Genomic DNA, 26,654 nt, shown 5'->3' with positions numbered 1-26,654 from the left:
GTCTGAGCTACGGCTGGCCGTAGCTCAGACGGGCCGGCGGGGTCAGAGGCGGGTGAGGATTGCTTCGGCCAGGCGGTCGGCGGAGCCGGGGGCCGTTCGCAGGAACAGGGACGGCTCGGTCAGCTCCAGCTCGATCAGCGCCGGCGCGCCGTCCGGGCCGGGGATCATGTCGATCCGGGCGTACAGCAGGTGCTTGGTCCCGCCGGGGATGACCGCCAGCACCCGGGCGGCCAGGTCCAGTTCCGGGATGGACGGCTGGCGCGGGGTGATCCGCTCCGAGCCGGGGTCGATCGCGCCGCCTCCGGTGCTGGTCAGCATCGGGCCCTTCCGGATGCCGTGGCTGAAGGTCAGCTCGCCGGTGCCGTCGGGGGTGCAGAGCACCGCGGTCTCGCCTTCGGTGTCCACCGCGGACAGGTACGGCTGGATCATCGCGGTCCGGCCGGCTTCGGTGAGCCGCCGCACGTGGGCCTCGGCCAGGTCGGTCTGGCCGGGCAGCTGGTAGCGGGCGGTGTCCTGGCTGCCGGCGCTGACCGTCGGCTTGACCACCCATTCGCCGTCGGTGGCCGGGCTCCACGACTCTCCGGGGCCGATGAACTCGGTGGGGATGATCGGGATGCCGGCGGCGGCCAGCTCGCTCAGGTAGCGCTTGTCGGTGTTCCAGGCGACCACGTCGGCCGGGTTGGCCAGCCGTGGCACGGACCGGGCCCATGCCACGAACTGGTCGCGGCGGGCCGTGTAGTCCCACGGCGAGCGGAGGACGGCCAGGTCGTAGGCGGACCAGTCGGCTGCCGGGTCGTCCCAGCGGACCGCGTCGACGTCCACTCCCCGCTGCCGCAGGGCGTCGCGCAGCGGGTGGTCGTCGTCCCACAGGTCGGGGAGGTCGGCCGAGGTGACCAGTGCGACCCGGCTCATCAGCGGGCCATGCTCCGGCGCGCCATCGACCGCCACAGGTCGTTGCTGGGGCGCATCTGTTCGAGGAGCTCGCGCTCCCACTCGTTCTCCACCTTGACTCCCGCGTGCTCACACGCCTCGCGTGCCACGCCGGTGTCCTTGGCGAACTGGTCGGACCACTCGCCGTCCTCTCCGACGAGGACGATGCGGGCACCGCGCTTACCGACGTACTCGATCACCGCCTTGGCGCCGCCGTGTCCGGCGGCGAAGGACTTGATCTCGGAGGTCAGTGTCGTAACGGAACCTTCTGCCATGCTGGGCAGCCTAAGCACCCGGCGGCGCCGCCGGGGGGCATCCGATGGCCTTTTGTGACTCCAATTACCAGCAGGTTTCAAACTCGGGCGCATTGTTTTGGGCCGATTACGCCGGATTTGTCGACGCGCCGATTATCCGCCCATCGAGTGACGGACAGTAACTGACGATCACGGCAAACCGGGCATCCTGTGCGACGTCATACCAAGACGCCCCACCAGAGGGTCAGATCGGAGCGTCGGAGGGCGTCAGATCAGGGCGTCGGCGGCGACGGCCATGAAGAGCACGGTGAGGTACGTGATGGAGAGATGGAACAGGCGCATCGGCTTGACCGCCGCCCCGCCACCGCTCTGCCGCGCCAGCCGGACCGACTCGCCCAGGAAGACGGCGCCCATCACCACGGCGGTGACACCGTAGATCGGCCCGAGACCGAGCGGCCACGCGGCGAGTGAGGACACCACCGTGAGTACCGCGTACAGAATGATCTCGAAGTTGACCCTCTTCATCGACCGGACCACCGGGAGCATCGGCACGCCGGCCCGGGCGTAGTCCTCCTTGTACTTGATGGCGAGCGCGTAGAAGTGCGGCATCTGCCAAAAGAAGACAACCGCGAAAAGCGCCCACGCCATCGGCGGCAGGGAGTCGGTGACGGCGGCCCAGCCGATCAGCACCGGCGCGGCACCGCACACGCCACCCCAGAAGGTGTTGGCGGGCGTCCGGCGCTTCAGCCAGAGGGTGTAGATCACGTCGTAATAGAAGATCGACGCGGCGGTGAGCACAGTGGCCAACCAGTTGGTGAGAACCGCCATCAGGGCGACCGAGATCACAGCCAGGGTCAGGCCGAAGATCAGCACGGCCCGTGGGGTGATCTGGTTCGCCGGGATCGGGCGCCGCTTCGTGCGCCGCATCAACTGGTCGATGTCGCGGTCGATGTAACAGTTGAGGGCGCTCGCCGCGCCACCCGCCATCGCGCCCCCGACCAGCACCGCGGCGAAGGTGACCGGGTCCGGCCAGCCCTGCGCGGCGAGCATCATCGTGGGCACTGTGGTGACCAGGAGCAGTTCGACGATCTGCGGCTTGGTGAGCGAGAGGTACGCCCGGAAGACCGTGACCCACGCTCGGGCGCGGGACTCCCGGACGGGCTGCTCAGCCACGCCGGGCGTCCGCCGTTGCAGGGGACGCTCGGTGATCATGCTCACGGACAGCCACCTTCCGGCTTCGGCTTTATTACGCGGCCGTTGCCGGGTATCAACCCGGCGGTCCGCCCGGACAGCCTACGCGCCGCCGTCTCCGCTGCTCGGGGCACCCGGCAGGGGTGCAGGCGGTCACACCCGTTGAACTGGCATGTCCGCTCACAGCGTATGTGCCTAGGGCGTTCGCTGCGCGGACGTTTAGCCCTACTGGATAGGGTCAAGCCGAAAAGGGTTCCATAATTTTGCCCGAGGAGCACAACCGACGTGGCTGCCACAGATCCCGCTCTCAACTGGTCCGACCTCGACCGCAAGGCGGTGGACACCACCCGCGTGCTGGCCATGGACGCCGTGGAGAAGGCCGGTAACGGCCACCCCGGTACGGCCATGAGCCTGGCCCCGGCCGCCTATCTTCTGTTCAACCGTGTCCTGCGGCACGACCCGACGGACCCGGAGTGGGCGGGGCGCGACCGCTTCGTGCTCTCCTGTGGTCACTCCAGCCTCACCCTCTACGTTCAGTTGTTCCTGAGCGGCTACAGCCTGTCACTCGACGACCTGAAGTCGCTGCGCCAGTGGGACTCGCTGACCCCGGGTCACCCGGAGTACGGGCACACCCCCGGCGTGGAGATCACCACCGGCCCGCTGGGCCAGGGCATCGGCAACGCGGTCGGCATGGCCATGGCGGCCCGCCGTGAGCGTGGCCTGTTCGACCCGGACACCGCGGCCGGCGAGTCGCCGTTCGACCACTTCGTCTACTCGATCGCCTCGGACGGCGACATCGAGGAGGGCGTGAGCCACGAGTCCAGCGCGATCGCCTCGGTGCAGAAGCTGGGCAACCTGGTCGTGATCTACGACGACAACCAGATCTCGATCGAGGACGACACCCGGATCGCGAAGAACGAGGACGTCGGCGCGCGCTACGAGGCGTACGGCTGGCACGTTCAGACCGTCGACTGGCGGGCCGGGGAGACCTACTCCGAGGATGTCGAGGCGCTCTGGGCGGCGATCCAGACCGCGAAGTCGGTGACCGACAAGCCGTCGTTCATCGTGCTCAAGACGATCATCGGTTACCCGGCGCCGAAGAAGCGGGACACCGGCAAGATCCACGGTTCCGCGCTGGGCGCCGCCGAGATCACCGCCACCAAGGAGCTGATGGGCTTCGCGGACGAGCCGTTCGCGATCGACGACGAGGTCGTCAAGCACGCCCAGCAGGTGGTGGAGCGGGGCAAGGCGGCCCGCGCCGAGTGGCAGAAGGCGTTCGACGCGTGGGCCGCCGGCAACGCCGAGGGCAAGGAGCTGTTCGAGCGGCTGGCCCGCAAGGAGCTGCCGGAGGGCTGGCACCGGGCGCTGCCCGAGTTCCCCGCGGACGAGAAGGGCCTGGCCACCCGGGCCGCGTCCGGCAAGGTGCTGAAGGCGCTCGCGCCGGTGCTGCCCGAGCTGTGGGGTGGTTCCGCCGACCTGGCGGAGAGCAACAACACCACCATGGAGGGCGAGCCGTCCTTCATTCCCGCCGAGTACGCCACCGACGCCTTCCCGGGTCACGAGTACGGCCGCACGCTGCACTTCGGCATCCGTGAGCACGGCATGGGCTCGATCCTGAACGGCATCGCGGTGCACGGCGGGACCCGTCCGTACGGCGGCACCTTCCTGGTGTTCTCCGACTACATGCGGGGCTCGGTCCGGCTCTCCGCGCTGATGAAGCTGCCGGTCGTGTTCGTGTGGACGCACGACTCGATCGGTCTCGGCGAGGACGGCCCGACGCACCAGCCGATCGAGACGCTGACCGCGCTGCGTGCCATCGTCGGCCTCGACGTGGTCCGCCCGGCCGACGCCAACGAGACGGCGTACGCGTGGCGGGGCGCCCTGGAGCACACCGACCGCCCGACGGCTCTGGCGCTGTCCCGGCAGAACCTGCCGACCATCGACCGCTCGAAGTACGCGTCGGCCGAGGGCACCCTGAAGGGTGGCTACATCCTGGCCGAGGCGTCCACCGGCACGCCTGAGGTGATCCTGATCGCCAGCGGTTCCGAGGTGTCGATCGCGCTGACCGCGCGGGAGCGCCTGGAGGCCGACGGCACCCCCACCCGGGTCGTGTCGATGCCCTGCCAGGAGTGGTTCTTCCAGCAGGACACGGCGTACCAGCAGCAGGTGCTGCCGCACGGGGTGAAGGCCCGCGTCTCGGTCGAGGCCGGTATCCGGATGAGCTGGGACCGCATCCTCGGTGACGCCGGCGAGGCGGTCAGCATCGAGCACTACGGCGCCAGCGCCCCGGCGAAGGTCCTCTTCGAGCAGTTCGGCTTCACCGCCGACAACGTCGTCGCCAAGGCCCACGCCTCCCTCGCCAAGGTCGGCGAGATCACCGGTCACAAGACCGGCAACTGACTCTTTCCGGTAACGCCACTTTCAGGAGTTGAGGGAAATGACCGACAGACTGGCCGAACTGTCCGCGCAAGGTGTCGCGGTATGGCTCGACGACCTGTCCCGGGTGCGCCTGACCAGCGGTTCGCTGGACAAGCTGCGCACCGAGCAGCACGTGGTCGGGGTGACCACGAACCCGAGCATCTTCCAGAAGGCGCTGTCCGACGCGGACGCCTACGACGAGCAGCTCCGTGACCTCGCGCTGCAGGGCGTGACGGTTGAGGAGGCGGTCCGCCTGATGACCGCCAAGGACGTCCGCTGGGCGACCGACATCTTCCGCACCGAGTACGACGCGTCGAACGGCGTCGACGGCCGGGTGTCCATCGAGGTGGACCCGCGCAAGGCGCACGAGACCGAGTCGACGGTCGCCGAGGCGAAGACGCTGTGGTGGCTGGTGGACCGCCCCAACCTGTACATCAAGATCCCGGCGACGCTGGCCGGCCTGCCGGCGATCACCCAGGTGCTGGGCGCGGGCATCAGCGTGAACGTGACGCTGATCTTCTCGGTCGAGCGCTACCAGGCCGTGATGGAGGCGTTCCTGACCGGCCTGGAGCTGGCGAAGGCGAACGGCCACGACCTCTCCAAGATCGGCTCGGTCGCGTCGTTCTTCGTCTCCCGCGTCGACTCCGAGGTCGACAAGCGGCTCGACAAGATCGGGTCGGACGAGGCGAAGGCGCTCAAGGGCAAGGCGGCCATCGCCAACGCCCGGCTGGCCTACGAGGCGTACACCGAGGTCTTCGGCGGCGAGCGGTGGAAGGCCCTGGCCGCGGCCGGCGCCCACCCGCAGCGCCCGCTCTGGGCCTCGACCGGCACCAAGAACCCCGAGTTCCTGGACACCATCTACGTCGAGGAGCTGATCGCGCACGGCACGGTGAACACCATGCCGGAGCCGGTCATCTTCGCGTACGAGGACCACGGCACCACCCGCGGTGACACCATCACCGGCAACTTCGCCGACGCGCACCAGGTCTTCACCGACCTGGCCGCGGTGGGCATCGACTTCACCGACGTCTTCAAGGTCCTCGAGGACGAGGGCGTGGAGAAGTTCGAGCAGAGCTGGAACGAGCTTCTCGAGGGCGTCACCAAGTCCCTCAAGGCCGCCGCGGCCGGGGCGAAGAACCCCAGCGACGCTGCCTGACGCGCACCATCAGCGGCCTGTCGCGGGACTCCCGCGACAGGCCGCTCCGTCATCAAAAAACTGGCAGGATGGCAACGTGGGTAATCCGCTGCGCACCGCACAGGACCGTCGGCTTCCACGGATCCCGGAGCCCTGTGCTCTGGTGATCTTCGGGGTCACCGGTGACCTGTCCCGAAAGAAGCTCATCCCGGCCGTGTACGACCTGGCCAACCGTGGTCTGCTTCCCCCCGGTTTCGTGGTGGTGGGCTTCGCCCGCGCCGACTGGGGTGAGGGCAGCTTCGAGTCGCTGGCCTACGCGGCGGCCAAGAAGGGCGCCCGCACGCCGTGGCGTGACGACGTCTGGCAGCGTCTCTCCGAGCGCTTCCATTTCATTCCCGGCTCGTTCGACGACGACGCCGCGTTCGACCAGCTCTCCACCACGCTGGACGAGCTGAAGGAACGCAACGGCATCACCGGCAACGCGGCCTTCTACTTCTCCATCCCGCCGGCCGCGTTCCCGCTGGTGCTCAACCAGCTCAACCGCACCGGCATGGCCGACCCGTCGAAGACCGGCGGCTGGCGGCGGGTGGTGGTGGAGAAGCCGTTCGGCCACGACTACCAGAGCGCGGTGCAGCTCAACGAGCTGGTCGACGACGTGTTCATTCCGGAGGACGTCTTCCGGATCGACCACTATCTCGGCAAAGAGACCGTGCAGAACATCATGGCGCTGCGCTTCGCGAACAGTCTGTTCGAGCCGGTCTGGAACTCGAAGTACGTCGACAGCGTCCAGATCACCATGGCCGAGGACGTCGGCATCGGCACCCGGGCGGCGTTCTACGACGCCTCCGGCGCGGCCCGTGACGTGCTGCAGAACCACCTGCTCCAGCTGCTGGCGATGATCGCCATGGAGGAGCCGACGAGCTTCGACCCCCAGGAGGTACGGGCGGAGAAGCTCAAGGTCCTCAAGGCGATCAGTCTGCCGGCCGACATCGCCACCGGCTCGGTCCGTGGGCAGTACCTTCCCGGCTGGGTGGCCGGCGAGCGCGCCGTGGGCTACCTGGAGGAGCCGAACATCCCGGCCGGTTCCACCACCGAGACGTACGCCGCGGTCCGCCTCGGCATCCAGAACCGGCGCTGGGCCGGCGTCCCGTTCTACGTGCGGGTCGGCAAGCGGATGCCGCGCCGGGTGACCGAGATCGCGATCCTGTTCAAGCGGGCCCCGCACCTGCCATTCGACCCGGCCGACGTGGAGATGCTGGGCCACAACCAGCTGGTGGTCCGGGTTCAGCCGGACGAGGGCGTGGTCCTCAAATTCGGATCCAAGGTTCCCGGTACGTCCATGGAGGTCCGTGACATCGCGATGGACTTCCAGTACGGCGAGGCGTTCACCGAGTCCAGCCCGGAGGCGTACGAGCGTCTGGTCCTGGATGTTCTGATCGGTGACCGGACCCTGTTCCCGGACGCCGCCGAGATCGAGCAGTCCTGGCGGGTCATCGACCCCCTCGAAGCGGCCTGGGCGAACACCAAACCGGAACCGTACCGGTCCGGTGAGTGGGGCCCGCGGGCCTCCGACGAGATGCTGGCACGCGAGGGCCGTACCTGGAGGCGGGCATGATCGGTCTGTGGGACACCACCGGTAACGAGGTCGTCAAGGCCCTGGCCGCGGAACGGCGCAGCGCCGGCGGCGTGGCGTCCGGCCTGGCCCTCACCCTGATCGCGGTGGTCGAGGAGAAGAAGGTCCGGGAGGCCGAGGCGGCGGCCACCATCGCCGCCGCCGCGCACCCCTGCCGGCTGCTCATCGTGGTCCGCTCCGACATGGAGGGCCGCAGCCGGCTGGACGCCGAGATCGTGGTCGGCGGGCGTCTCGGCCCGGCCGAGGCGGTGGTGATGCGGATGTACGGCCGGCTGGCCCTGCACGCCGAGTCGGTGGTCATGCCGCTGCTAGCCCCGGACGTCCCGGTGGTCACCTGGTGGCACGAGGACCCGCCGAACATGATCGCCAACGACTTCCTGGGGGTCGTGTCGGAGCGCCGGATCACCGACAGCGCGCAGGCGCCGGACCCGGTGGCCGCGCTCAAGCAGCGGGCCGTCGACTACGCGCCCGGTGACACCGACCTGACCTGGACCCGGATCACGCTGTGGCGGACCCTGGTGGCCGGGGCCTTCGACAGCACCGAGGCCCGGGTGACCGGCGCGAAGATCGTGGCGCCGGACCGGGACCCCACCGCCTGGCTGATGATGGGCTGGCTGAAGTCCCGCCTCGGCATCGACCCGGTGATGGAGCACACCGACCGGGCTCCGCGCCTGCACTCGGTGGAGTTGCAGTGCGAGAACGGCGACTGTGTCCGGGTCACCCGTGAGGAGGGCACCGCCCTGTTCAGCCGGACCGGCCAGGACGACAGGTACATGCCGCTGCCGAAGCGGCCGGTCGGTGACGAGCTGGCCGAGGAGTTGCGCCGGCTCGACGCCGACCAGATCTACGCGGACGCGCTCGGCGCCATGGCCGGTCTGTCCGGCCTGGACCACCGCAGCCCGAGCCGGGTGCACGTCTGGAAGGATCCGGCGCTGGCCGCGATCGCCGGCGCGGTGGCGTAGTTTTTCGTGTTCGAGGCCGTCCGTCGCAGTCGCGGCGGGCGGCCTGACGTTTATGAGGGAGACATCCATTGAGTGAGACCGTGGTCGTGGTGGTTCCGGACGCCGACATCCTGGCGTCCACGGTGGCGGCACGGCTCGTCGTCAAGATCATCGACGCGCAGGCGGTGCACGGTTCGGCGAGCGTGGTGCTGACCGGCGGCCGGGTCGCGGCGAAGGTGCTGCGCGCGGTCCGGGAGCTGCCCGCCTCCGCCGCCATCGACTGGTCCCGGGTCGACCTGTGGTGGGGTGACGAGCGTTTCCTGCCGTCCGGCGACCCGGACCGCAACGAGACCCAGGCACGCGAGGCGCTGCTGGACAAGCTGCCGCTGGACCCGGCCCGGGTGCACGCGATGCCCGCCTCGGACGGCCCCGACGGCGACGACGCGACGGCCGCCGCCGCCCGGTACGCCACCGAACTCGCCACCGCCGGGTCCGGCACCTCCGCCGGGTCCGGCGCATCCGGTGGGTCCGGCGTGTCCACCGCCCCCGCCGAGTCCGACATTTCCGGAATTTCGGGTGGCGCGGTACCGCGCTTCGACGTGCTGATGCTCGGGGTCGGCGAGGACGGCCACGTGGCGTCGCTCTTCCCCGGCCACCCGGTGCTCGGCGCGACCGGCACCACGGCGGCCACCTTCGACAGCCCGAAGCCCCCGCCCACCCGGGTCACCCTGACCGTGCCGACCATCCGCAGCGCGGACGAGGTGTGGCTGATCGCGGCCGGCCCGGACAAGGCCGCCCCGATCGGCACGGTGCTGTCCGGTGGTGACCTTCCGGCGGCGAGCGCGACGGGCGTACACAAGACGCTCTGGCTCCTGGACCAGGCCGCCGCCGCGAACCTTCCCGCCCAGCGGTGACCACCGCCCCTCCCGTCGGTGTCCGGCGACTCCCGGCACACCGGTGGGAGGGGGCGGCCCGACCCGGCGACGACCGGAACGGATCACTAACCGGGCGGGGTGACTCCGGGCGCGGGGGCGATCGTGGCCTCCGGCGCTTCCGGGGACGGTGTGGACTTCGTCGGTGACGCGGTCTCCTGGCCGGCCGACGTGGCGGCCGGGCCCGCGGGCGACCGCCCGGGGGTCGTCGCCGGCGACTCGGAGGACGACGCGTCCGGCGACCCCTCGGGTGCGGGACCCACCGGCGGGGGATCGACCTGTCCGGACACCGCCGGGGAGACCGCTGGGGACGGGTCGGCCGGAAGGATCGGGCCCGGCTCCGGCTCGCCACGCGGCACGGTCAGGGCCACCACCGCCGCGGACACCACCGCCAGGGTCGCGACCGCGGCCGGCGCCAGCAGCAGCCACCGGCGCCAGGCCGGGGCGTCCGGCGCGGTGAGCGTCGGCGGCACCCCGAGACTCAGCCGGTCCTGGGTGATCTGGCCGGCCCGGGCGGCCAGCGCGCTGCGCAACCGCTGTTCCACGTCGTCGGCCACCGCTCCCCCAGCGCCCGTGCGTTCGTCGGTCACCGCTCCCCCAGTCGTTCCCGCAGGATCGCCAGCGCCCGGTGCGCCGTCGACTTGACCGTGCCGCGGGAGACCCGCAGCGTTTCCGCGATCTCCCCCTCGGAGAGTTCGGACCAGTACCGCAGCACCAGCACCTGCCGCTGCCGGGCGGTCAGCCCGCGCAGCGCCCGCAGCATCTCCCGGTCGCTCTCGCCGAGCAGCGCCTCGTCCTCGGCCGCCGGGTTGACGCCGGCTTCCGGTGGGACGTAGGCCCGGGCGGTGCGACGCCGGCGCAGGGCGGACCGCGCGGCGTTGGTGACACCGGTGATCAGGTACGCGTTCGGATCGGTCACGCCCCGCAACTGGGGCCCGTGCCGCCGGTAGAGGGCGGTGAACACGTCCTGCACCACGTCCTCCGCGGTCGCCAGGTCGTCGACCAGCAGCACCGCCAGCCGGACCAGGCTGAGCCGCCGGCTGTGGTACAGCTCGTTGATCGCCGGGGGTGACTGCGGTGCGGGGCCGGTCGCCCGCACGCCGGCGGACAGCCCACGGAACCAGGCGAGCAGCGGGGGGAACCGCAGAACGGAGATCACAGGCGGGGCCTCGGAGGGGTCGGCGACGGGACGAACGGTACCTTCCGGGGTCAGCCCCGGCTCGGCGTGGTGGCCGGCTTCACCGGGGACGCGGTCGGAGCCGGGGTGCCGGGGATGTCGGTCGGGGCCGGCGCGGCGGTCGGCTTCACCGGCGACGTGACCGGGCCGGGCTTGGCGGTGGTCTTCACCGGCGACGTGACCGGGCCGGGCTTGGCGGTGGTCTTCACCGGGGACGTGGCCGGCGTCGGCGCGACGGTGGTGGCGGCCGGCTTCTCCGGGGAGGCGACCGGGCCCGGCGTGGCCTCCTCGCTCACCGGGGTGGTGGCCGGCTTCGGGGCGGGCGTGGACTCACCGGCGAACGCGGCGGCCGACAGCGCGCCGATCGCCAGCACGGAGGCGGTGCCGAGGGTGAGGGCCAGGCCACGGGTCGAGAAGCGCATCACAGAACTCCCTGTTCGTCGGAACTGTCGTTGGGTAGACGCGCGGCCCGACGAAAGGTTGGCGGTCATCAAGTGATCCACACCACAGTCATAGACTTCCGGGGATGCAGCCGATCATCCGCTCGTACCAGCCCGGCGACCTCGACGCGATCTACGACATCTGTGTGCGCACCGGCGCCGCGGGTGGGGACGCCCGGGGCGTGCACAGCTCCGACCGCATGCTCGGCGACGTGTGGGCGGTGCCGTACGTGGTCCGTGAGCCGGAGCACGCACACGTCCTCGACGACGGGACCGGCGCGGCGGTCGGTTATGTGCTGGGCACCGCGGACACCGCGGCGTTCGTCGGGTGGCTGCGCGCCGAGTGGATTCCGTCGGTGGCCGGCCGGTTCGCCGGAGACGACCCCCGGGACCGGGATCTGAAGGCGGTGCTGTTCTCGCCGGAGAAGATGCTCCGGCCGGAGTTCGCCGGCTATCCGGCGCACCTGCACATCGATCTGCTGCCGGAGTGGCAGGGCCGCGGGCAGGGCCGGGCCCTGATGGCGGCCTTCCTGGCCGGCCTGCGGGCCGCCGGGGTGCCGGGGGTGCACCTGGGGATGGCCGCGAGCAACGAGGGCGCCTACGCCTTCTACCGCCGCCTGGGCTTCCACGACCTGACGGTGCCGGACTCCGGCGCCCGCTTCGTCGGCCGGGACACCAGCCCGCTGTGAGAGAGGTCCACCGGCCGCCGGTGGACCTCCCAGGACCTATCGGCCGCGCCGCTGGCGGAGCTTGGCGAGGGCCTCGTTGAGGATCGCCTCGGCGTCCTCGTCGGAGCGGCGTTCCTTCACGTACGCGAGATGCGACTTGTACGGTTCGGCACGGAGCCGTCCCGGCGGGTTGGATCGGTCGAGCCCGGCCGGCTGACCGCACCGTGGACAGTCCCAGGTGTCGGGGTTGGCGGCCTCGGCCGCGAACCAGATGATGCTGTCGTGACCGGCCGCGCAGAAATAGGTGACCTGCCGGCGCGGTGCTGGTTCGGTGCGCTCGTCGGGACGCATCGGGCTGGACCCGACACGGCTACCGCGAATAGCGCTGCCACTGGACACGGACGTCACTCCTGTCTCGAGGGGCCTCCGGAGGGCGGTCCGGCCACTCGACGGAGGGGAGTGAACCGGACAGCAGAGACGAAAAACCGCGCGGCCGGAGAAACCGGCCGCGCGGGAGATTGTACGACTTTGGACCGCCGTCAGGCGATCTGGACTTTCAGCCAGAAGCTCAGCCCGACGATGCAGGCGAACCAGATGATTCCCACCAGAACGGTGTAGCGGTCGAGGTTCTTCTCCGCGACCGAGGAGCCGGCCAGGCTGGAGGTCACACCGCCACCGAACATGCTGGACATGCCGCCGCCCTTACCCCGGTGCAGCAGGATCAGCAGCGTGAGCAGGATGCTGGTGATGACCAGCAACACGATCAACGTGTATGCGAACGCGATCGGCATCGTCGGGTTCATTCCTCTCGAAGGGCAAGGCAGCGGTCCCACAATAGCGGGTGCCCGGCCGCATGATACGACCGGGCACGCGCTAATTACTCTTAGGCTCCGACGTGCTCCGGGAATCGCACGATGGTGGCGAACCCCTCGGCCTCCAGGCAGGCGCCGCCGACCAGCGCGCCGTCCACATCGGGCTTGGCCATGATCTGGGCGACGTTGTTCGCCTTGACCGAGCCGCCGTACTGGATGCGGACCGCGTCGGCCACCTCGGCGCCGAACTTCTCGGCCAGACGGCCACGGATCGCGCCGCAGACCTCCTGGGCGTCCTCCGGCGTCGCGGTCTTGCCGGTGCCGATCGCCCAGACCGGCTCGTACGCGATCACGATCTGCTTGATCTGCTCGGTCTTGAGACCGTCCAGACCGGCCTCGACCTGGGCGAGCACGTGCTCGACCTGGTTGCCGGCCTCGCGGATCTCCAGACCCTCGCCGACGCAGAAGATCGGGGTCAGGCCGGCCTCGAAGGCGGCCTTGTTCTTCGCGTTGACGAGCGCGTCGTCCTCGTTGTGGTACTGCCGGCGCTCGGAGTGCCCGGTCAGCACGTAGGTGCAGCCGAGCTTGGCCAGCATCCCACCGGAGATCTCGCCGGTGTACGCGCCGGCCGCGAACTTCGAGATGTCCTGCGCGCCGTAGACGATGTTGAGCTTGTCGTCCTTGATCGCGCCCTCGACGCTGCGCAGGTCGGTGAACGGCGGCAGCACCACGGTCTCGACCGCTTCGAGCTGCTCGGCGGTCAGGCTCGCGGCCAGCTTCCGGACCAGGAGGATCGCCTCGAAGTGGTTGAGGTTCATCTTCCAGTTGCCGGCGATGATCGGCTTGCGGGTCACGTCACCCATCACTTCTCCAGAGCGGCGACGCCCGGCAGCGTCTTGCCTTCGAGGTACTCCAGGGACGCGCCCCCGCCGGTGGAGATGTGGCCGAACGCGGTCTCGTCCAGCCCGAGCGTGCGCACCGCGGCCGCGGAGTCACCGCCGCCGACGACCGAGAAGCCGTCGATCTTGGTGATCGCCTCGGCGACGCCACGGGTGCCCGCGGCGAACGGCGCCAGCTCGAACACGCCCATCGGGCCGTTCCAGAACACGGTCTTCGCACCGGCGATCGCCGACGCGAAGAGCTCGGTGGACTTCGGGCCGATGTCGAGACCCAGCCGGTCGGCGGGGATCTCGGACGCGGCGACGACGTCGTGAGCGGCGTCCGCCGAGAACTCGGTGGCGGCCACCACGTCGACCGGCAGCACGATCCGGCCGTCGGCCTGCGCGAGCAGGTCCGCACACACCGAGACCATCTCGTCCTCCAGCAGCGACTTGCCGACCTCGTGGCCCTGGGCCTTGAGGAAGGTGAAGCACATGCCACCACCGACGAGCAGCTTGTCCACCTTCGGCAGCAGCGCCTGGATCACGGCGAGCTTGTCGGAGACCTTCGAGCCGCCGAGCACGACGACGTACGGCTGCTCCGGGCTCTCCGACACCTTCTTCAGGACCTCGACCTCTTTGAGGACGAGACCACCGGCGTAGTGCGGCAGGCGGGCCGGCACGTCGTACACCGAGGCGTGCTTGCGGTGCACGGCGCCGAAGGCGTCGTCGACGTAGAAGTCGGCGAACGCGGCCAGCTGGTCCGCGAAGGCGCCGCGCTCGGCGTCGTCCTTCGAGGTCTCGCCGGCGTTGAAGCGCAGGTTCTCCAGCAGGAGCACCTGGCCGTCCTGCAGCGCCTCGACCTTGGCCTGGGCGTCGGAGCCGACGGTGTCGGAGGCGAAGACCACCGACGAGCCGAGCAGCTCACCGAGGCGGGCCGCCACCGGGGCAAGGGTGAACTTGGGGTCCGGCGCGCCCTTCGGGCGGCCGAGGTGGGACGCCACGATCACGCGGGCGCCCGCGTCACGCAGGGCGATCAGGGTCGGCAGCACCGCGCGGGCGCGGCCGTCGTCACTGATGACACCCGGGTTTGCCTTGTCGAACGGGACGTTCAGGTCGGCGCGCACGAACACGCGCCGACCCGAGACACCCTCGCCGAGCAGGTCGTCGAGAGTCTTCATCTGGAAGATCAGGCCCCGACGAGCTTGACCAGGTCGACGAGGCGGTTCGAGTAGCCCCACTCGTTGTCGTACCAGCCGACGACCTTGACCTGGTTGCCACCGATGACCTTGGTGAGGCCGGCGTCGAAGATGCAGGAGCCCGGGTCGGTGACGATGTCGGCCGACACGATCGGGTCCTCGGTGTAGACCAGGATGCCCTTGAGGGGGCCCTCGGCGGCGGCCTTGATGGCGGCGTTGACCTCTTCGACCGTGGTGTCACGGGCGGCGGTGAAGGTCAGGTCGGTGGCCGAGCCGGTGGGGATCGGCACCCGCAGCGCGAAGCCGTCCAGCTTGCCCTTGAGCTCCGGCAGCACCAGGCTGACGGCCTTGGCGGCGCCGGTCGAGGTGGGCACGATGTTCAGCGCGGCGGCGCGGGCGCGACGGAGGTCGCTGTGCGGGCCGTCCTGCAGGTTCTGGTCCTGGGTGTACGCGTGGATCGTGGTCATCAGACCCTTTTCGATCCCGATCGTGTCGTTCAGGACCTTCGCCATCGGGGCGAGGCAGTTGGTGGTGCAGGAGGCGTTCGAGATGATGGTGTGCTTCGCACCGTCGTAGAGGCCGTCGTTGACGCCCATCACGATGGTGATGTCCTCGTTCTTGGCCGGAGCCGAGATGATGACCTTCTTGGCACCCTTGTCGACGTGCGCCTTGGCCTTGGTGGCGTCGGTGAAGAAGCCGGTCGACTCGATGACGACGTCGACGTCCAGCTCGCCCCAGGGCAGGTTGTTCGGGTCGCGCTCGGCGAACGCCTTGATGGTCTTGCCACCGACGGTGATCTCGTCCGCCGACGCCTTGACCTCCTGGCCGAGACGGCCCAGGATGCTGTCGTACTTCAGCAGGTGAGCCAGCGTGGCGTTGTCGGTCAGGTCGTTCACGCCGACGATCTCGATGTCGGCGCCGGAGGCGAGAACCGCCCGGAAGAAGTTACGACCGATACGGCCGAAGCCGTTGATGCCAACCCGGATGGTCACAGGTGGTCTCCTCGTTTCGGTCCGCCGGATTCTGCGACCGGCGGAGGGGTCTGCATGCCGACCGATAGGGACGGCCGACATTGAAGGCGTCCGGCCGGACTCGAAGAAAGATGACGCTGCTCGGCCGAACTACCGGCACCGTCGCCGTCATCCAGGACCCTATCCGAGGCCACACGCCCGCGAAGCGGCGGGGCGCGACCTGAACGTTACCTAAACGGATCACAGCGACGTTGCCGGTTGACGCTTCAAGAGTGGCGCTTTTCATCCCGGGCGATAAGGACCAAAGGTCCCCCAGACGGGTGATCACCATCACCTAGCAAGCCATCATCTCCGGTGTCACGGCCGCCTCGGTGTCCGGGATCCCGAGGTCCCGCGCGCGCTTGTCGGCGAGCGCCAGCAGCCGCCGGATCCGGCCGGCGATCGCGTCCTTGGTCAGCGGCGGATCGGCCAGCGCGCCCAGCTCCTCCAGGGACGCCTGCCGGTGCTCCAGCCGCAGCTGGCCGGCCGAGGTCAGGTGGTTCGGCGCGTCCTCGGACAGGATCTCCAGGGCGCGGGTCACCCGGGCCGCGGCCGCCACCGCCGCGCGGGCCGAGCGCCGCAGGTTCGCATCGTCGAAGTTGGCCAGCCGGTTCGCGGTGGCCCGCACCTCACGCCGGACCCGCCGCTCCTCCCAGGCCAGCACGCTGGAGTGCGCGCCGATCCGGGTGAGCAGCGCGGCGATCGCGTCACCGTCCTTGATCACCACCCGGTCCACCCCGCGCACCTCACGGTCCTTCGCGGTGATCCCGACCCGGCGGGCGGCACCCCGCAGGGCCAGCGCCGCCTCCGGGCTCGGGCAGGTGATCTCCAGGGCGCTGGAGCGGCCCGGCTCGGTGAGCGAGCCGTGCGCCATGAACGCGCCCCGCCAGGCCGCCACCGAGCAGCACGCGTTGCCGCTCACCACATGCTGCGGCAGGCCCCAGACCGGACGGCCGCGCACGTCGAGCAGACCCGTCTGGCGGGCCAGCACCTCGCCGTCCTTGACGATCCGGATGATGTAGTGGCTGCCCTTGCGCAAGCCACCGGAGGCCAGCACGTGCACCTCGCTGGAGTAGCCGTACACCTCGGCTATCTCGCGCCGCAGGCGCCGGGCCACCGCTCCGGTGTCCAGCTCCGCCTCGACGACCACCCGGCCGGAGACGATGTGCAGGCCGCCGGCGAAACGCAGCAGCGCCGCCATCTCCGCCCGGCGGCAGCACGGCTTGGGCACGTCGACCCGGCTCAGCTCTTCCTTGACCGCTGCCGTCATCGCCATCGTGTTGTCACCTCATGCGCCGGATCTTGAACAGTGTGTGCCGCACTACGTCAGTAATCAACGAGTGGCGCCCAATACTGGCACCAGGGCGATGCCCAATGACTCAGGATCATGCCGTGGGCTCCCGTCCGCAACGGCGACGGGTGCCAGAACCAGATCGGCGCCGAGGTCCCGCGCGGCGGCCCGGACCTGCTCCGGCTCGCCCACCCACGTGCCGTCGGCGAGCACCGTGTCCACCCGCAGCGACGGAAGGTACCAGTGCAGGGCGGCCAGGTGGTCGGCGGTGGACAGCCCCGACGTCTCCTTGTCCGGGCTCAGGTTGAGGGTCACCAGGCGCCGGGCCGGGCTGGCGGTGATCGCCGCGGCCAGCTCCGGGACCAGCAGATGCGGCAGCACACTCGTGTACCAGCTGCCCGGCCCGAAGATCAGCCAGTCGGCCTCGCGGACCGCGGCGATCGTCTCCGGGCAGGCCGGCGGATCCGCCGGGTCCAGCCGCAGCGCCGCCACCCGGCCCTCGGCGACCGCCACCGAATGCTGCCCGCGCACCGTCTCCCGGGCGCCGTCGGCGTGCACCACGTCGGCCTCGATGCCGACCGCGTGCCGGGCCATCGGCAGCACCCGGCCGCGGGCGCCGACCATCCCGGCGGCGTGGTCCAGGGCGGCCACCGGGTCGCCGAGCATCTCGATCAGCCCGAGCAGCAGCAGGTTGCCGACCGCGTGCCCGGCCAGGCTGTCCTTGCTGCGGTCGGCGCGGCGCTCGATCCGCGGGCCCCGGCCGGCCGCCGGCACCTGGGCGGGGATCTCCATCGCGGCGAACCGGTGCTGCATCAGCCGCGCGGTCAGCCGGTGCCCCGGATCGTCGTCGGCCAGCGCCGCCAGGGCCTGCCGCAGGTCGCCCGGGGGCAGCAGCGCGTCCCGTTCCACCCGTAGCCGGCCGCTGGAACCACCGTCGTCACCGACCGTGACGATCGCGGTGATCTCCAGGTCGAGGTGCCGGGCCGTGCGCCGCAACGCCCGCAGTGACGCGCTCAGTCCGTGCCCGCCGCCGAAGGCGACCACCCGGATCGCCGTCACTCGCGCCCCAGGTCCCGGTGCGAGGTGTGGGCGGACAGGCGCATGGCGCTGAGCCGGGAGGTCAGCTCCTCGGCGATGGCCACGCTGCGGTGCTTGCCACCGGTGCAGCCGATGGCGACGGTGAGATAGCGCTTGCCCTCGCGCTCGAAGCCGGGGGCGGTGGCCGCGATCAGCCCGGCGTACGTCCCGACGAAGTCGGTCGCCCCGTCCTGGCCCAGCACGTAGCTGCTCACCCCCTCCTCCAGGCCGGTGTGCTCGCGCAGCTCCGGCACCCAGAACGGGTTCGGCAGGAAACGGGCGTCCAGCACGTAGTCGGCGTCCGGCGGCAGGCCGTACTTGAAACCGAACGACAGCACGGTGATCCGCAGCTTGCGCGAGTCCTCCCCGCCGAACAGCTCCTCCACCCGGCGGCGCAGCTGGTTCACGTTCAGGTGACTGGTGTCGATGATCACGTCGGACTGTTCGCGGGCCTCGGCGAGCAGTTTGCGCTCGGCGGCGATGCCGTCGGCCAGCCGCCCGTCACCCTGCAGCGGGTGCGAGCGCCGCACCGACTCGAACCGGCGGATCAGCACCTCGTCGTCGGCGTCCACGAACACCACCCGCGGGGAGAAGCCGCGCTCCTTCAGCGCCCGGACCGCCCCGGCCAGGTCGGTGGAGAAGGCCCGGCTGCGCACGTCGAGGACCATCGCGGTCCGCCGGGCGGCCCCGCCGGCGGCGAACGCCAGCTCGGCCATCTCCAGCATCAGCGCCTGCGGCAGGTTGTCGACCACGTAGAAGCCGACGTTCTCCAGGGCCCGCGCCACCGTGCTGCGCCCGCCACCGGACAGCCCGGTCACCACCACCAGGTCGGTTCCGGCCTCGTCGGGTTCCAGGACATCGGCCATCGCTTCGGTCACGCACGCCTCCTGCGTCGATTTCGGGAACACAACATGGTAGGCCGGGAAGAAGTCACCGGTTCCCAGTCTTCCCCGTCTCGGGTGAACGCAAGGCCGCCAGCACGGATTCCGCCGTCCGCAAACCGATTCCGGGCACCTCGGCGATCTCCTCCGGGGTGGCGCCGGCCAGCCGCTTGAGCGAGCCGAAGTGACGCAGCAGGGCCTTGCGGCGCACCTCGCCCAGCCCGGCCACCTGATCCAGCGCGGACTCGGTCATCCGCTTGGACCGCCGCTGCCGGTGGAAGGTGATGGCGAACCGGTGCGCCTCGTCCCGCACCCGCTGCAGCAGGTAGAGCGCCTCGGACGTCCGCGGCAGGATCACCGGGAAGTCGTCTGCCGGCAGCCACACCTCCTCCAGCCGCTTGGCCAGACCGCACAGGGCCACATCGGTCACACCCATCTCGGCGAGGACCGCGGCCACCGCGTCGACCTGCGGCCGGCCACCGTCGACGACGATCAACTGCGGTGGGTACGCGAACCGCCGCGCCTTCCCGGTGAGCGGATCGATGCCGGGCAGCTCACCCTCGGCCACCGGTTCGGGCGCCGGGTCGTCGGCCTTGAACCGGGCGAACCGCCGCCGCATCACCTCGCTCATCGCGGACAGGTCGTCCATGCCGCTGCCGTCGGGGTTGCCGCGGACGATGAACCGCCGGTACTCGCTCTTGCGTTCCAGCCCGTCCTCGAACACCACCATCGAGGCGACCACGTCGGTGCCCTGGATCTGGGAGACGTCGAAGCACTCGATGCGCAGCGGCACCCCGTCCATGCCGAGGTTCTCGGCGATCTCCTCCAGGGCCTTGTTGCGGGTGGTGAGGTCGCCGGCCCGGCGCAGTTTGTGCCGCTGGAGCACCTCGGCGGCGTTGCGGGCCACCGTCTCCATCAGCGACTTCTTGTCACCGCGCTGCGGCACCCGCAGGCTGACCCGGCTGCCGCGCCGCTCGGACAGCCAGTCGGCGAGGGCGTCGGCGTCGTCGGGCAGCGCCGGGACGAGCAGCTCACGGGGAACGTCGGTCTCGCCCTCCTGCTCGCCGAACATCTGCCGGCAGAAGTGGTGCACCAGGTCGCCGGTGGTCAGGTCCTCCACCTTCTCCACCACCCAGCCGCGCTGGCCGCGGATCCGGCCGCCGCGCACGTGGAACACCTGGACGGCGGCTTCCAGCGGGTCCTCGGCGAAGGCGACGATGTCGGCGTCGGTGCCGTCGCCGAGCACCACGGCCTGTTTCTCCAGGGCCCGGCGCAGGGCGACCAGGTCGTCGCGGAGCCGGGCGGCCCGCTCGAACTCCAGATCCTCGGAGGCCTGCAGCATCTCCCGTTCGACCCGTTTGAGGAACTGCTCGGTGCTGCCGGCCATGAAGTCGCAGAAGTCACCGACGATGGCCCGGTGCTCCTCGGGGCTGACCCGGCCGACGCACGGGGCCGAGCACTTGCCGATGTCGCCGAGCAGGCAGGGGCGGCCGATCTGGTGGGCCCGTTTGAAGACCCCGGCCGAGCAGGTGCGGGCCGGGAACACCCGCAGCAGCAGGTCCAGGGTCTCCCGGATGGCCCAGGCGTGCGAGTAGGGGCCGAAGTAGCGCACGCCCTTGCGCTTGGCGCCGCGCATCACCTGAAGCCGGGGGAACTCCTCGTCAAGTGTCACAGCGAGGAACGGATACGACTTGTCGTCGCGGTACTTCACGTTGAAGCGCGGGTCGAACTCCTTGATCCAGGAGAACTCCAGCTGGAGCGCCTCGACCTCGGTGCCGACGGTCACCCAGTCGACCGCGGCTGCGGTGGTGACCATCTGCTGGGTGCGGGCGTGCAGCGACCAGACGTCGGCGAAATACGAGTTCAGCCGGCTGCGCAGGCTCTTCGCCTTGCCGACGTAGATGACCCGGCCGGCCGGGTCGCGGAAGCGGTAGACACCCGGGGAGTCCGGGATGGTACCCGGAGCCGGGCGGTATGTGGACGGGTCTGGCACAGCCTCAACCCTAATGCGTGGGACCGACAGAAAAGCCGGGCCGGAGACCTCGTACGGGTCCCCGGCCGGGCTGTCTCAGGTCAGGCCGTGACGATGTTGTCGCCGTCCACGTCGATAGCGGTCACGGCCAGCGGAGCCTTGGCCGGGCCGGAGGTCGGCGCGCCGTCCTGGATGGAGAACAGGCTGTTGTGGCACTTGCAGATGATCGAGCCGTTCTTGATCTCGCTCACCTTGCAGCCCTGGTGGGTGCAGACGTTGCTGAACGCCTTGAAGGAGCCCTCGGCGGGCTGGGTGACGACCAGCTCGTCCAGGATCACCCCGCCGCCCACCTCCACGTCGGCGGCCGCCACCAGGACGGTGCCGCCACCGCCGGTGGAACCGCCACCGGCCGGGCCGTCGCTGCCGGCCGGGGCCGGTTCCGCGGCGAAGTCGGTGCCGTTCGGGTTGGTGTTCGCCGCGTCGGTGCCACAGGCCGCCAGAGCCGCGGTCGCGCCGATCGCTCCGGCGCCCATCAGGACGACACGGCGTGACGAGGCGGTCCCGGGTCGGTCCTGCCGGATCTCGGCCTCGGTCCGCTGCTGCACGTCAGTCATCAGTTGCCCCTCCACTACCTGTTTTCCTGCCGCCGATATCCCGCGGAGTCGTCTCGAGATACGAATCAATGCCGTGATCAGTTCAACGGACGACAGCGGGATTCTCCCGCTTTCTCCACGTTCGCCCGATCGGTTCCCCGACTGAGAGGAACACGACCGCGCCCGGCCGACCATAGGAGACCAACCTGGCGCGGTTGCTGAGAGTCGTCTAAGAACTTCCTAAACGGCGGCCTTCGCCCGGGACCGGGTGGCCCGCTTCTGCGGGGCCGTCCCGTTCGCCTTCGCCGCGCGGGCGGTCGCGTCCGCCGAGCCCTTGGCCTTGCCGGTCAGGCTCAGCATCGGCCGCAGGAACTGCCCGGTGTGGCTCTCCGCCACCTCGGCCAGTTCCTCCGGGCGGCCGGCGGCCAGCACCACACCACCCTTGCTGCCGCCCTCCGGGCCCATGTCGATCAGCCAGTCCGCGGTCTTGATCACATCGAGGTTGTGCTCGATCGTGATCACCGTGTTGCCCTTGTCGACCAGGCCGTTGAGCACCAGCAGCAGCTTGCGGATGTCCTCGAAGTGCAGGCCGGTGGTCGGCTCGTCGAGCACGTAGACGGTCCGGCCGGTGGAGCGCTTCTGCAGCTCGGAGGCGAGCTTGACACGCTGCGCCTCACCACCGGACAGGGTGGTCGCGGGCTGGCCCAGCCGGACGTAGCCCAGGCCCACCTCGACCAGGGTCCGCAGATGCCGGTGGATGGCCGGCAACGCCGAGAAGAACTCCGCGGCCTCCTCGATCGGCATGTTCAGGATCTCGGCGATCGTCTTGCCCTTGTAGTGCACCTCCAGGGTCTCCCGGTTGTACCGGGCGCCCTTGCACACCTCGCACGGCACGTACACGTCCGGCAGGAAGTTCATCTCGATCTTGATGGTGCCGTCGCCGGAGCAGTTCTCGCAGCGGCCGCCCTTGACGTTGAACGAGAACCGGCCCGGACCGTACCCCCGGACCTTCGCCTCGGTCGTCTCCGCGAACAACTTGCGGACGTGATCGAAGACACCCGTGTACGTCGCCGGGTTGGACCGCGGGGTCCGCCCGATCGGCGACTGGTCCACCCCGACCACCTTGTCGACGTTCTCCAGACCGGTCACCTTGGTGTGCCGGCCGGGCACCTGCCGGGCGCCGTTGATCTGGTTCGCCATCACCGTGTGCAGGATGTCGTTGACCAGCGTCGACTTGCCCGACCCGGAGACCCCGGTGACCGCGATGAACTGGCCCAGCGGGAACGGCACGGTCAGGTTGCGCAGGTTGTGCTCCCGCGCCCCGTGCACCACCACCTCCCGGCCGTCGGTCAGCGGACGGCGGGTGGCCGGCACCGGGATCGACTTACGCCCCGACAGGTACGCCCCGGTCGGCGACCTCTCACTCGCCAGCAGGCCCTCCACGGTGCCGCTGTGCACGATCTCGCCACCGTGCTCACCGGCGCCCGGCCCGATGTCGACGATCCAGTCCGCGGTCCGGATGGTGTCCTCGTCGTGCTCCACCACGATCAGCGTGTTGCCCAGGTTGCGCAGCCGCACCAGGGTCTCGATCAGCCGGTGGTTGTCCCGCTGGTGCAGGCCGATCGACGGCTCGTCCAGCACGTACAGCACACCGACCAGGCCCGACCCGATCTGGGTGGCCAGCCGGATCCGCTGCGCCTCACCACCGGACAGGGTGCCCGCGCCACGATCCAGCGACAGGTAGTCCAGGCCCACGTCGAGCAGGAACCGCAGCCGCGCGTTGATCTCCTTGAGCACCCGCTCGGCGATCATCTTCTGCCGGTCGTCCAGCTCGATGCCGGCCAGCAGCTCGGCACACTCCCCCACCGACAGGTTGCAGACCTCGGCGATGTTCTTCCCGGCCACCGTCACCGCGAGGACCTCGGGCTTGAGCCGGGCGCCACCGCAGACCGAACAGGGCACGTCGCGCATGTACCCCTCGTACTTCTCGCGCGACCAGTCACTCTCGGTGTCGTTGTGCCGCCGCTCGATCCACTGCACCACACCCTCGAACCCGGTGTAGTACGAGCGCTCCCGGCCGTACTTGTTCCGGTACCGCACATGCACCTGGTCGTCGGCGCCGTGCATGACGATCCGCTGCACCCGGCTGGGCAGTGCCCGCCACGGGGTGTCCAGGCTGAACTTCTCCGCGCTGGCCAGCGCCTCCAGCAGCCGGGTGAAGTACTCCTGGGTGGTCCCCCCGGCCCACGGCTGGATCGCGCCCTCGGCGAGGCTCTTCTCCTCGTCCGGGATGATCAGCTCCGGGTCGACCTCCTTCTTCGTGCCCAGGCCGGAGCACTCCGGGCAGGCGCCGTACGGCGCGTTGAAGGAGAAGACCCGCGGCTCCAGGTCCTCGATCGCCAGAGGGTGGTCGTTCGGGCAGGCCAGGTGCTCGGAGAAGCGGCGCTCCCGGTCCGGGTCGTCCTCGGCCAGATCGACGAAGTCGAGCAGCACGATGCCACCGGCCAGCCCGAGCGCGGCCTCCACCGAATCGGTCAGGCGCTGCTTGCTGGACGCCTTCACCGCGAGCCGGTCGATGACCACCTCGATGGTGTGCTTCTCCTGCTTCTTCAGCTTCGGCGGCTCGGTCAGCGGGTGGACGGTGCCGTCCACCCGGGCCCGCGCGTAACCCTTGGACTGGAGGTCGGCGAACAGGTCGACATACTCCCCCTTCCGCCCGCGGACCACCGGCGCCAGCACCATGAACCGGGTGCCCTCCGGCATGGCGAGGACCCGGTCGACGATCTGCTGCGGGGTCTGCCGGCTGATCCGCTCCTTGCAGACCGGGCAGTGCGGGATCCCGGTCCGGGCGAACAGCAGGCGGAGGTAGTCGTACACCTCGGTGATGGTGCCGACGGTCGACCGCGGGTTCCGGTTCGTCGACTTCTGATCGATCGACACCGCCGGGGACAGACCCTCGATGAAGTCGACGTCCGGCTTGTCCATCTGGCCGAGGAACTGCCGCGCGTACGACGACAGCGACTCGACGTAGCGCCGCTGGCCCTCGGCGAAGATCGTGTCGAAGGCGAGGCTGGACTTGCCCGAACCGGACAGACCGGTGAAGACGATCAGCGCGTCTCGGGGCAGGTCGAGGTTGACGTCACGCAGGTTGTGCTCACGGGCGCCACGAATTGTCAGTCGGTCGGCCACTGCCAGCCTCTCCGTACAGGTGTATGAAGTCGAGGAGACACTCTAGCCCCGGGGTGTGACAAGTCGCGGCACCCGGTCGATCATCCGTTCGAGGGAATCGGCCAGATCTCGACGCCACCCACCGTCTGGGGCTCACCCAGGGCCTCCACCAGAACAGACCGGAGCGCGGCCTCATTCCGGCTCTCCGGGACCAGGACGACCACGCCGGCCCGCCAGTACGCCAGGTCCTGGGCGATGGCCGCCTTGTCCGCCTCGGACAACTGGGGTACATACCCATATTCCCGCACACTCCACAACAGTTGTGAGGTGTATCGGTGCGGCGCGCGCCACGAGCCGGTGTCATCCCACGGCGGGTTCGCCGGGCCCATGAAATAGCCGCGCGGCGTCGGATAGTCCAGGTTGTTGAGAGTCGCCCAGCGCTGCCCGGTCCGGCCGCTCGTGACATCCGGCAACGGCACCGTGACCAGGGTCTTCCCCTCGGGGACGTACTGCCGCCAGGTGCCCGCCGTGATGAACTCCGGCATCGGGTCACCCTGCACCACCGGCAGCGGTTTGGGGATCAGCGGCACCAGGGCGAGGACCATGCCGATCCAGAACAGCCTCCTCCGCTTCGGGCTCAGCGAACCCGCCCGGTCGGCGGCGAACGCCAGCAGGATCCCGGCCACCGCGGCCGGCACCATCGCGAACCGGGTCACACTCACCAGATCGATCACCGGAATGTGACTGATCAGCCCGAACGGCAACGGGATCCCGGTGTCCCGCCCGAAGATCCGCAGCTCCGGCCCGAACGACATCAGCAGCACCACCAGCGCGGCGATCGCGGTCGCCCGCAACGCCACCGACCGCCACAGCATCACCGTCGCCACCACGATCATCACCAGGCCCACCGGCCCCCAGAACGTGTTGTCCTCGGTCGCGCTGACACTCAGCACCCGGGTCAGCTCGGCGTTCCCGGCCAGCGACTGCCGGGCGAACCAGCCCAGCGAGGCCACATCGGTGACGTAGTCGGTCGGCGCGAACGGCTGACCGTGATAGTTGCCCGGGGCGAAGAACTGGTACCACAACGGGTAGGCCACCAGCACTCCCGACGTGAGCGCGGCCACCCCGATCCCGGCGCAGAAATGCTTCCACACCAGCTTGGCCTCGCTCCAGGCCATCGCCGCGTACCCGGCGGCCATCAGCCCGAGCGTCATCGCGGTGAAGAGCAGCGCCTCCTCGTTGATGAAGATCTGCAGAACGATCAGCAGGCCGAGGATGATCCCGCCGCGCCACACCCGGCCCGGCTCCCGCAGCCGCAACACCTGCCAGACGATGAACGGCAGCACATAGTTGCTGACGAAGTTCACATGCCCGTTCGCGTGCGACACCATGGCCGGCGCGAACCCGCACCAGGCGCCACCGATCGCGGCCGCCGCCCGGGTGTTCACCAGATGCCGGGACAGCACCCAGTACCAGGCGAACGCCGTCCCGCCCAGACCAGCGGTGACCAGCAGCGCCACCGTCACCCCACCACCGAAGAAGTGGGTGATCGGCGCCAGCGGGATCGCCAGGGCCAGAATCGACGTGTTCGCCATCATGTTGACGCCGACCGGCACGTTGAACCGGTCGCTGAAGAACGGCGCCGCGCCGTCGAACACCACCCGCTCGGCATGCGCCAGCATGAACAGGAAGATGCCGTGATCGTCGTCGTTACCGGCCAGCACCCGGCCGTTCGGATCGATCCACAACTGGATCGTCACCAGCACGGCGAGAGCGGTGAAACCCAGCGCCATCCAGGTGTCGAACCGCTGCCAGCGGGGCCGTCGCGGCCCGCTCCGCCCCTGCTCCGCGACCTCCGCCGCCCGTTCACCGGTCATCTCGTCAGCCGCACGCACCGGCCGAATTCTGCCAGAACTCCCCACACCCGCCACACGGCGCCGGTCACCCATAGACGCCCGCCAACGGTCACCCCCGAACTTCACCCCGGCTCCGGTACGCCCGGCACCTACCAGCAAATCCACAGGTCCCGCGTCGTCCTCGCGAGGTGGGTTCAT

Annotated in this window: 24 protein-coding genes; 6 read left to right on the top strand and 18 right to left on the bottom strand. The window is 70.1% G+C overall.

What is annotated here, in order from left to right; genetic code table 11:
• Positions 1 to 42 precede the first annotated feature (42 nt).
• From ACQ0O7_RS42165 to ACQ0O7_RS42155, 3 genes are all read right to left on the bottom strand, one after another.
• A complete protein-coding gene (locus ACQ0O7_RS42165; RefSeq protein WP_430791537.1) occupies positions 43 to 912 on the bottom strand; it encodes an ATP-grasp domain-containing protein in 870 nt (289 codons plus the stop codon).
• On the bottom strand, positions 912 to 1,205 hold the full coding sequence (locus tag ACQ0O7_RS42160) for a hypothetical protein (RefSeq protein ID WP_430791536.1): 294 nt from the start codon (positions 1,203 to 1,205) through the stop codon (positions 912 to 914). Before ACQ0O7_RS42160 ends, ACQ0O7_RS42165 begins: the two co-directional genes overlap by 1 nt.
• 246 nt (positions 1,206 to 1,451) lie before the next feature.
• Positions 1,452 to 2,402: a heme o synthase gene (locus tag ACQ0O7_RS42155; RefSeq protein ID WP_430791535.1), complete on the bottom strand. Its 951-nt coding sequence runs from the start codon at positions 2,400 to 2,402 to the stop codon at positions 1,452 to 1,454.
• A gap of 258 nt (positions 2,403 to 2,660) precedes the next feature.
• Between ACQ0O7_RS42155 and tkt the strand changes: the two genes are divergently transcribed.
• The 5 genes from tkt (at position 2,661) to ACQ0O7_RS42130 (ending at position 9,416) form a co-directional block, all read left to right on the top strand.
• Positions 2,661 to 4,775: a transketolase gene (tkt, locus tag ACQ0O7_RS42150; protein ID WP_430791534.1), complete on the top strand. Its 2,115-nt coding sequence runs from the start codon at positions 2,661 to 2,663 to the stop codon at positions 4,773 to 4,775.
• Positions 4,776 to 4,812: 37 nt separating this feature from the next.
• Complete coding sequence (gene tal, locus ACQ0O7_RS42145) at positions 4,813 to 5,949, top strand: transaldolase (protein ID WP_430791533.1); 1,137 nt, start codon at positions 4,813 to 4,815, stop codon at positions 5,947 to 5,949.
• 76 nt (positions 5,950 to 6,025) lie between these two features.
• Positions 6,026 to 7,543 carry a glucose-6-phosphate dehydrogenase gene (gene zwf / locus ACQ0O7_RS42140; protein WP_430791532.1) on the top strand — a complete coding sequence of 506 codons (1,518 nt, stop codon included), beginning with the start codon at positions 6,026 to 6,028 and terminating at the stop codon, positions 7,541 to 7,543.
• Positions 7,540 to 8,523 carry a glucose-6-phosphate dehydrogenase assembly protein OpcA gene (locus ACQ0O7_RS42135; RefSeq protein ID WP_430791531.1) on the top strand — a complete coding sequence of 328 codons (984 nt, stop codon included), beginning with the start codon at positions 7,540 to 7,542 and terminating at the stop codon, positions 8,521 to 8,523. Before zwf ends, ACQ0O7_RS42135 begins: the two co-directional genes overlap by 4 nt.
• Positions 8,524 to 8,591: 68 nt before the next feature.
• Positions 8,592 to 9,416, top strand: a complete 825-nt coding sequence (locus ACQ0O7_RS42130; protein WP_430791530.1) for a 6-phosphogluconolactonase — start codon at positions 8,592 to 8,594, stop codon at positions 9,414 to 9,416.
• Positions 9,417 to 9,502: 86 nt separating this feature from the next.
• Here the strand turns inward: ACQ0O7_RS42130 and ACQ0O7_RS42125 are convergent, their stop codons facing one another.
• The 3 genes from ACQ0O7_RS42125 to ACQ0O7_RS42115 are packed head-to-tail and all read right to left on the bottom strand — an operon-like array spanning position 9,503 to position 11,033.
• Complete coding sequence (locus ACQ0O7_RS42125; RefSeq protein WP_430791529.1) at positions 9,503 to 10,024, bottom strand: hypothetical protein; 522 nt, start codon at positions 10,022 to 10,024, stop codon at positions 9,503 to 9,505.
• Complete coding sequence (locus tag ACQ0O7_RS42120; RefSeq protein WP_430791528.1) at positions 10,021 to 10,593, bottom strand: RNA polymerase sigma factor; 573 nt, start codon at positions 10,591 to 10,593, stop codon at positions 10,021 to 10,023. The genes ACQ0O7_RS42125 and ACQ0O7_RS42120 overlap by 4 nt, the downstream gene beginning before the upstream one ends.
• Before the next feature lie 50 nt (positions 10,594 to 10,643).
• Complete coding sequence (locus tag ACQ0O7_RS42115; protein ID WP_430791527.1) at positions 10,644 to 11,033, bottom strand: hypothetical protein; 390 nt, start codon at positions 11,031 to 11,033, stop codon at positions 10,644 to 10,646.
• A 104-nt stretch (positions 11,034 to 11,137) separates the two neighbouring features.
• Here ACQ0O7_RS42115 and ACQ0O7_RS42110 point away from each other — a divergent pair, with 104 nt between their 5' ends.
• Complete coding sequence (locus ACQ0O7_RS42110; protein ID WP_430791526.1) at positions 11,138 to 11,740, top strand: GNAT family N-acetyltransferase; 603 nt, start codon at positions 11,138 to 11,140, stop codon at positions 11,738 to 11,740.
• A gap of 36 nt (positions 11,741 to 11,776) precedes the next feature.
• Here ACQ0O7_RS42110 and ACQ0O7_RS42105 read toward each other — a convergent pair whose 3' ends face one another.
• The 12 genes from ACQ0O7_RS42105 to ACQ0O7_RS42050 all read right to left on the bottom strand — a co-directional run bounded on the left by ACQ0O7_RS42105 (position 11,777) and on the right by ACQ0O7_RS42050 (position 26,495).
• Entirely contained in the window at positions 11,777 to 12,118 is a 342-nt protein-coding gene (locus tag ACQ0O7_RS42105) for an RNA polymerase-binding protein RbpA (protein ID WP_430791525.1), read from the bottom strand.
• A gap of 140 nt (positions 12,119 to 12,258) precedes the next feature.
• The gene (gene secG / locus ACQ0O7_RS42100) at positions 12,259 to 12,510 is read right to left on the bottom strand and encodes a preprotein translocase subunit SecG (protein ID WP_203793679.1); all 252 of its coding nucleotides are present in this window, start codon (positions 12,508 to 12,510) and stop codon (positions 12,259 to 12,261) included.
• Between the two features lie 92 nt (positions 12,511 to 12,602).
• A complete protein-coding gene (tpiA, locus tag ACQ0O7_RS42095) occupies positions 12,603 to 13,394 on the bottom strand; it encodes a triose-phosphate isomerase (protein ID WP_430791524.1) in 792 nt (263 codons plus the stop codon).
• A complete protein-coding gene (locus ACQ0O7_RS42090; protein WP_430791523.1) occupies positions 13,394 to 14,590 on the bottom strand; it encodes a phosphoglycerate kinase in 1,197 nt (398 codons plus the stop codon). The genes tpiA and ACQ0O7_RS42090 overlap by 1 nt, the downstream gene beginning before the upstream one ends.
• 8 nt (positions 14,591 to 14,598) lie before the next feature.
• The gene (gene gap / locus ACQ0O7_RS42085) at positions 14,599 to 15,600 is read right to left on the bottom strand and encodes a type I glyceraldehyde-3-phosphate dehydrogenase (RefSeq protein ID WP_430791522.1); all 1,002 of its coding nucleotides are present in this window, start codon (positions 15,598 to 15,600) and stop codon (positions 14,599 to 14,601) included.
• A 313-nt stretch (positions 15,601 to 15,913) separates the two neighbouring features.
• Positions 15,914 to 16,894, bottom strand: coding sequence for a DNA-binding protein WhiA (gene whiA / locus ACQ0O7_RS42080; RefSeq protein WP_430791521.1), 981 nt, complete (start codon positions 16,892 to 16,894; stop codon positions 15,914 to 15,916).
• 57 nt (positions 16,895 to 16,951) lie between these two features.
• Entirely contained in the window at positions 16,952 to 17,968 is a 1,017-nt protein-coding gene (locus ACQ0O7_RS42075; RefSeq protein WP_430791520.1) for a gluconeogenesis factor YvcK family protein, read from the bottom strand.
• The gene (rapZ, locus tag ACQ0O7_RS42070) at positions 17,965 to 18,852 is read right to left on the bottom strand and encodes an RNase adapter RapZ (RefSeq protein WP_430791563.1); all 888 of its coding nucleotides are present in this window, start codon (positions 18,850 to 18,852) and stop codon (positions 17,965 to 17,967) included. The genes ACQ0O7_RS42075 and rapZ overlap by 4 nt, the downstream gene beginning before the upstream one ends.
• A 64-nt stretch (positions 18,853 to 18,916) precedes the next feature.
• A complete protein-coding gene (gene uvrC, locus ACQ0O7_RS42065) occupies positions 18,917 to 20,860 on the bottom strand; it encodes an excinuclease ABC subunit UvrC (protein ID WP_430791519.1) in 1,944 nt (647 codons plus the stop codon).
• A gap of 80 nt (positions 20,861 to 20,940) precedes the next feature.
• Positions 20,941 to 21,453, bottom strand: coding sequence for a Rieske (2Fe-2S) protein (locus ACQ0O7_RS42060; RefSeq protein ID WP_430791518.1), 513 nt, complete (start codon positions 21,451 to 21,453; stop codon positions 20,941 to 20,943).
• Positions 21,454 to 21,672: 219 nt separating this feature from the next.
• Complete coding sequence (uvrA, locus tag ACQ0O7_RS42055; protein ID WP_430791517.1) at positions 21,673 to 24,621, bottom strand: excinuclease ABC subunit UvrA; 2,949 nt, start codon at positions 24,619 to 24,621, stop codon at positions 21,673 to 21,675.
• Between the two features lie 80 nt (positions 24,622 to 24,701).
• Positions 24,702 to 26,495, bottom strand: a complete 1,794-nt coding sequence (locus tag ACQ0O7_RS42050; protein WP_430791516.1) for a hypothetical protein — start codon at positions 26,493 to 26,495, stop codon at positions 24,702 to 24,704.
• Positions 26,496 to 26,654 lie beyond the last annotated feature (159 nt).

The sequence above is a fragment of the Actinoplanes sp. G11-F43 genome, assembly GCF_050589265.1.
In the GTDB taxonomy this organism is placed as follows: domain Bacteria; phylum Actinomycetota; class Actinomycetes; order Mycobacteriales; family Micromonosporaceae; genus Actinoplanes.
Note: the sequence above shows the minus strand (reverse complement) of the source record. Positions and strands in the feature narration are given on the sequence as shown.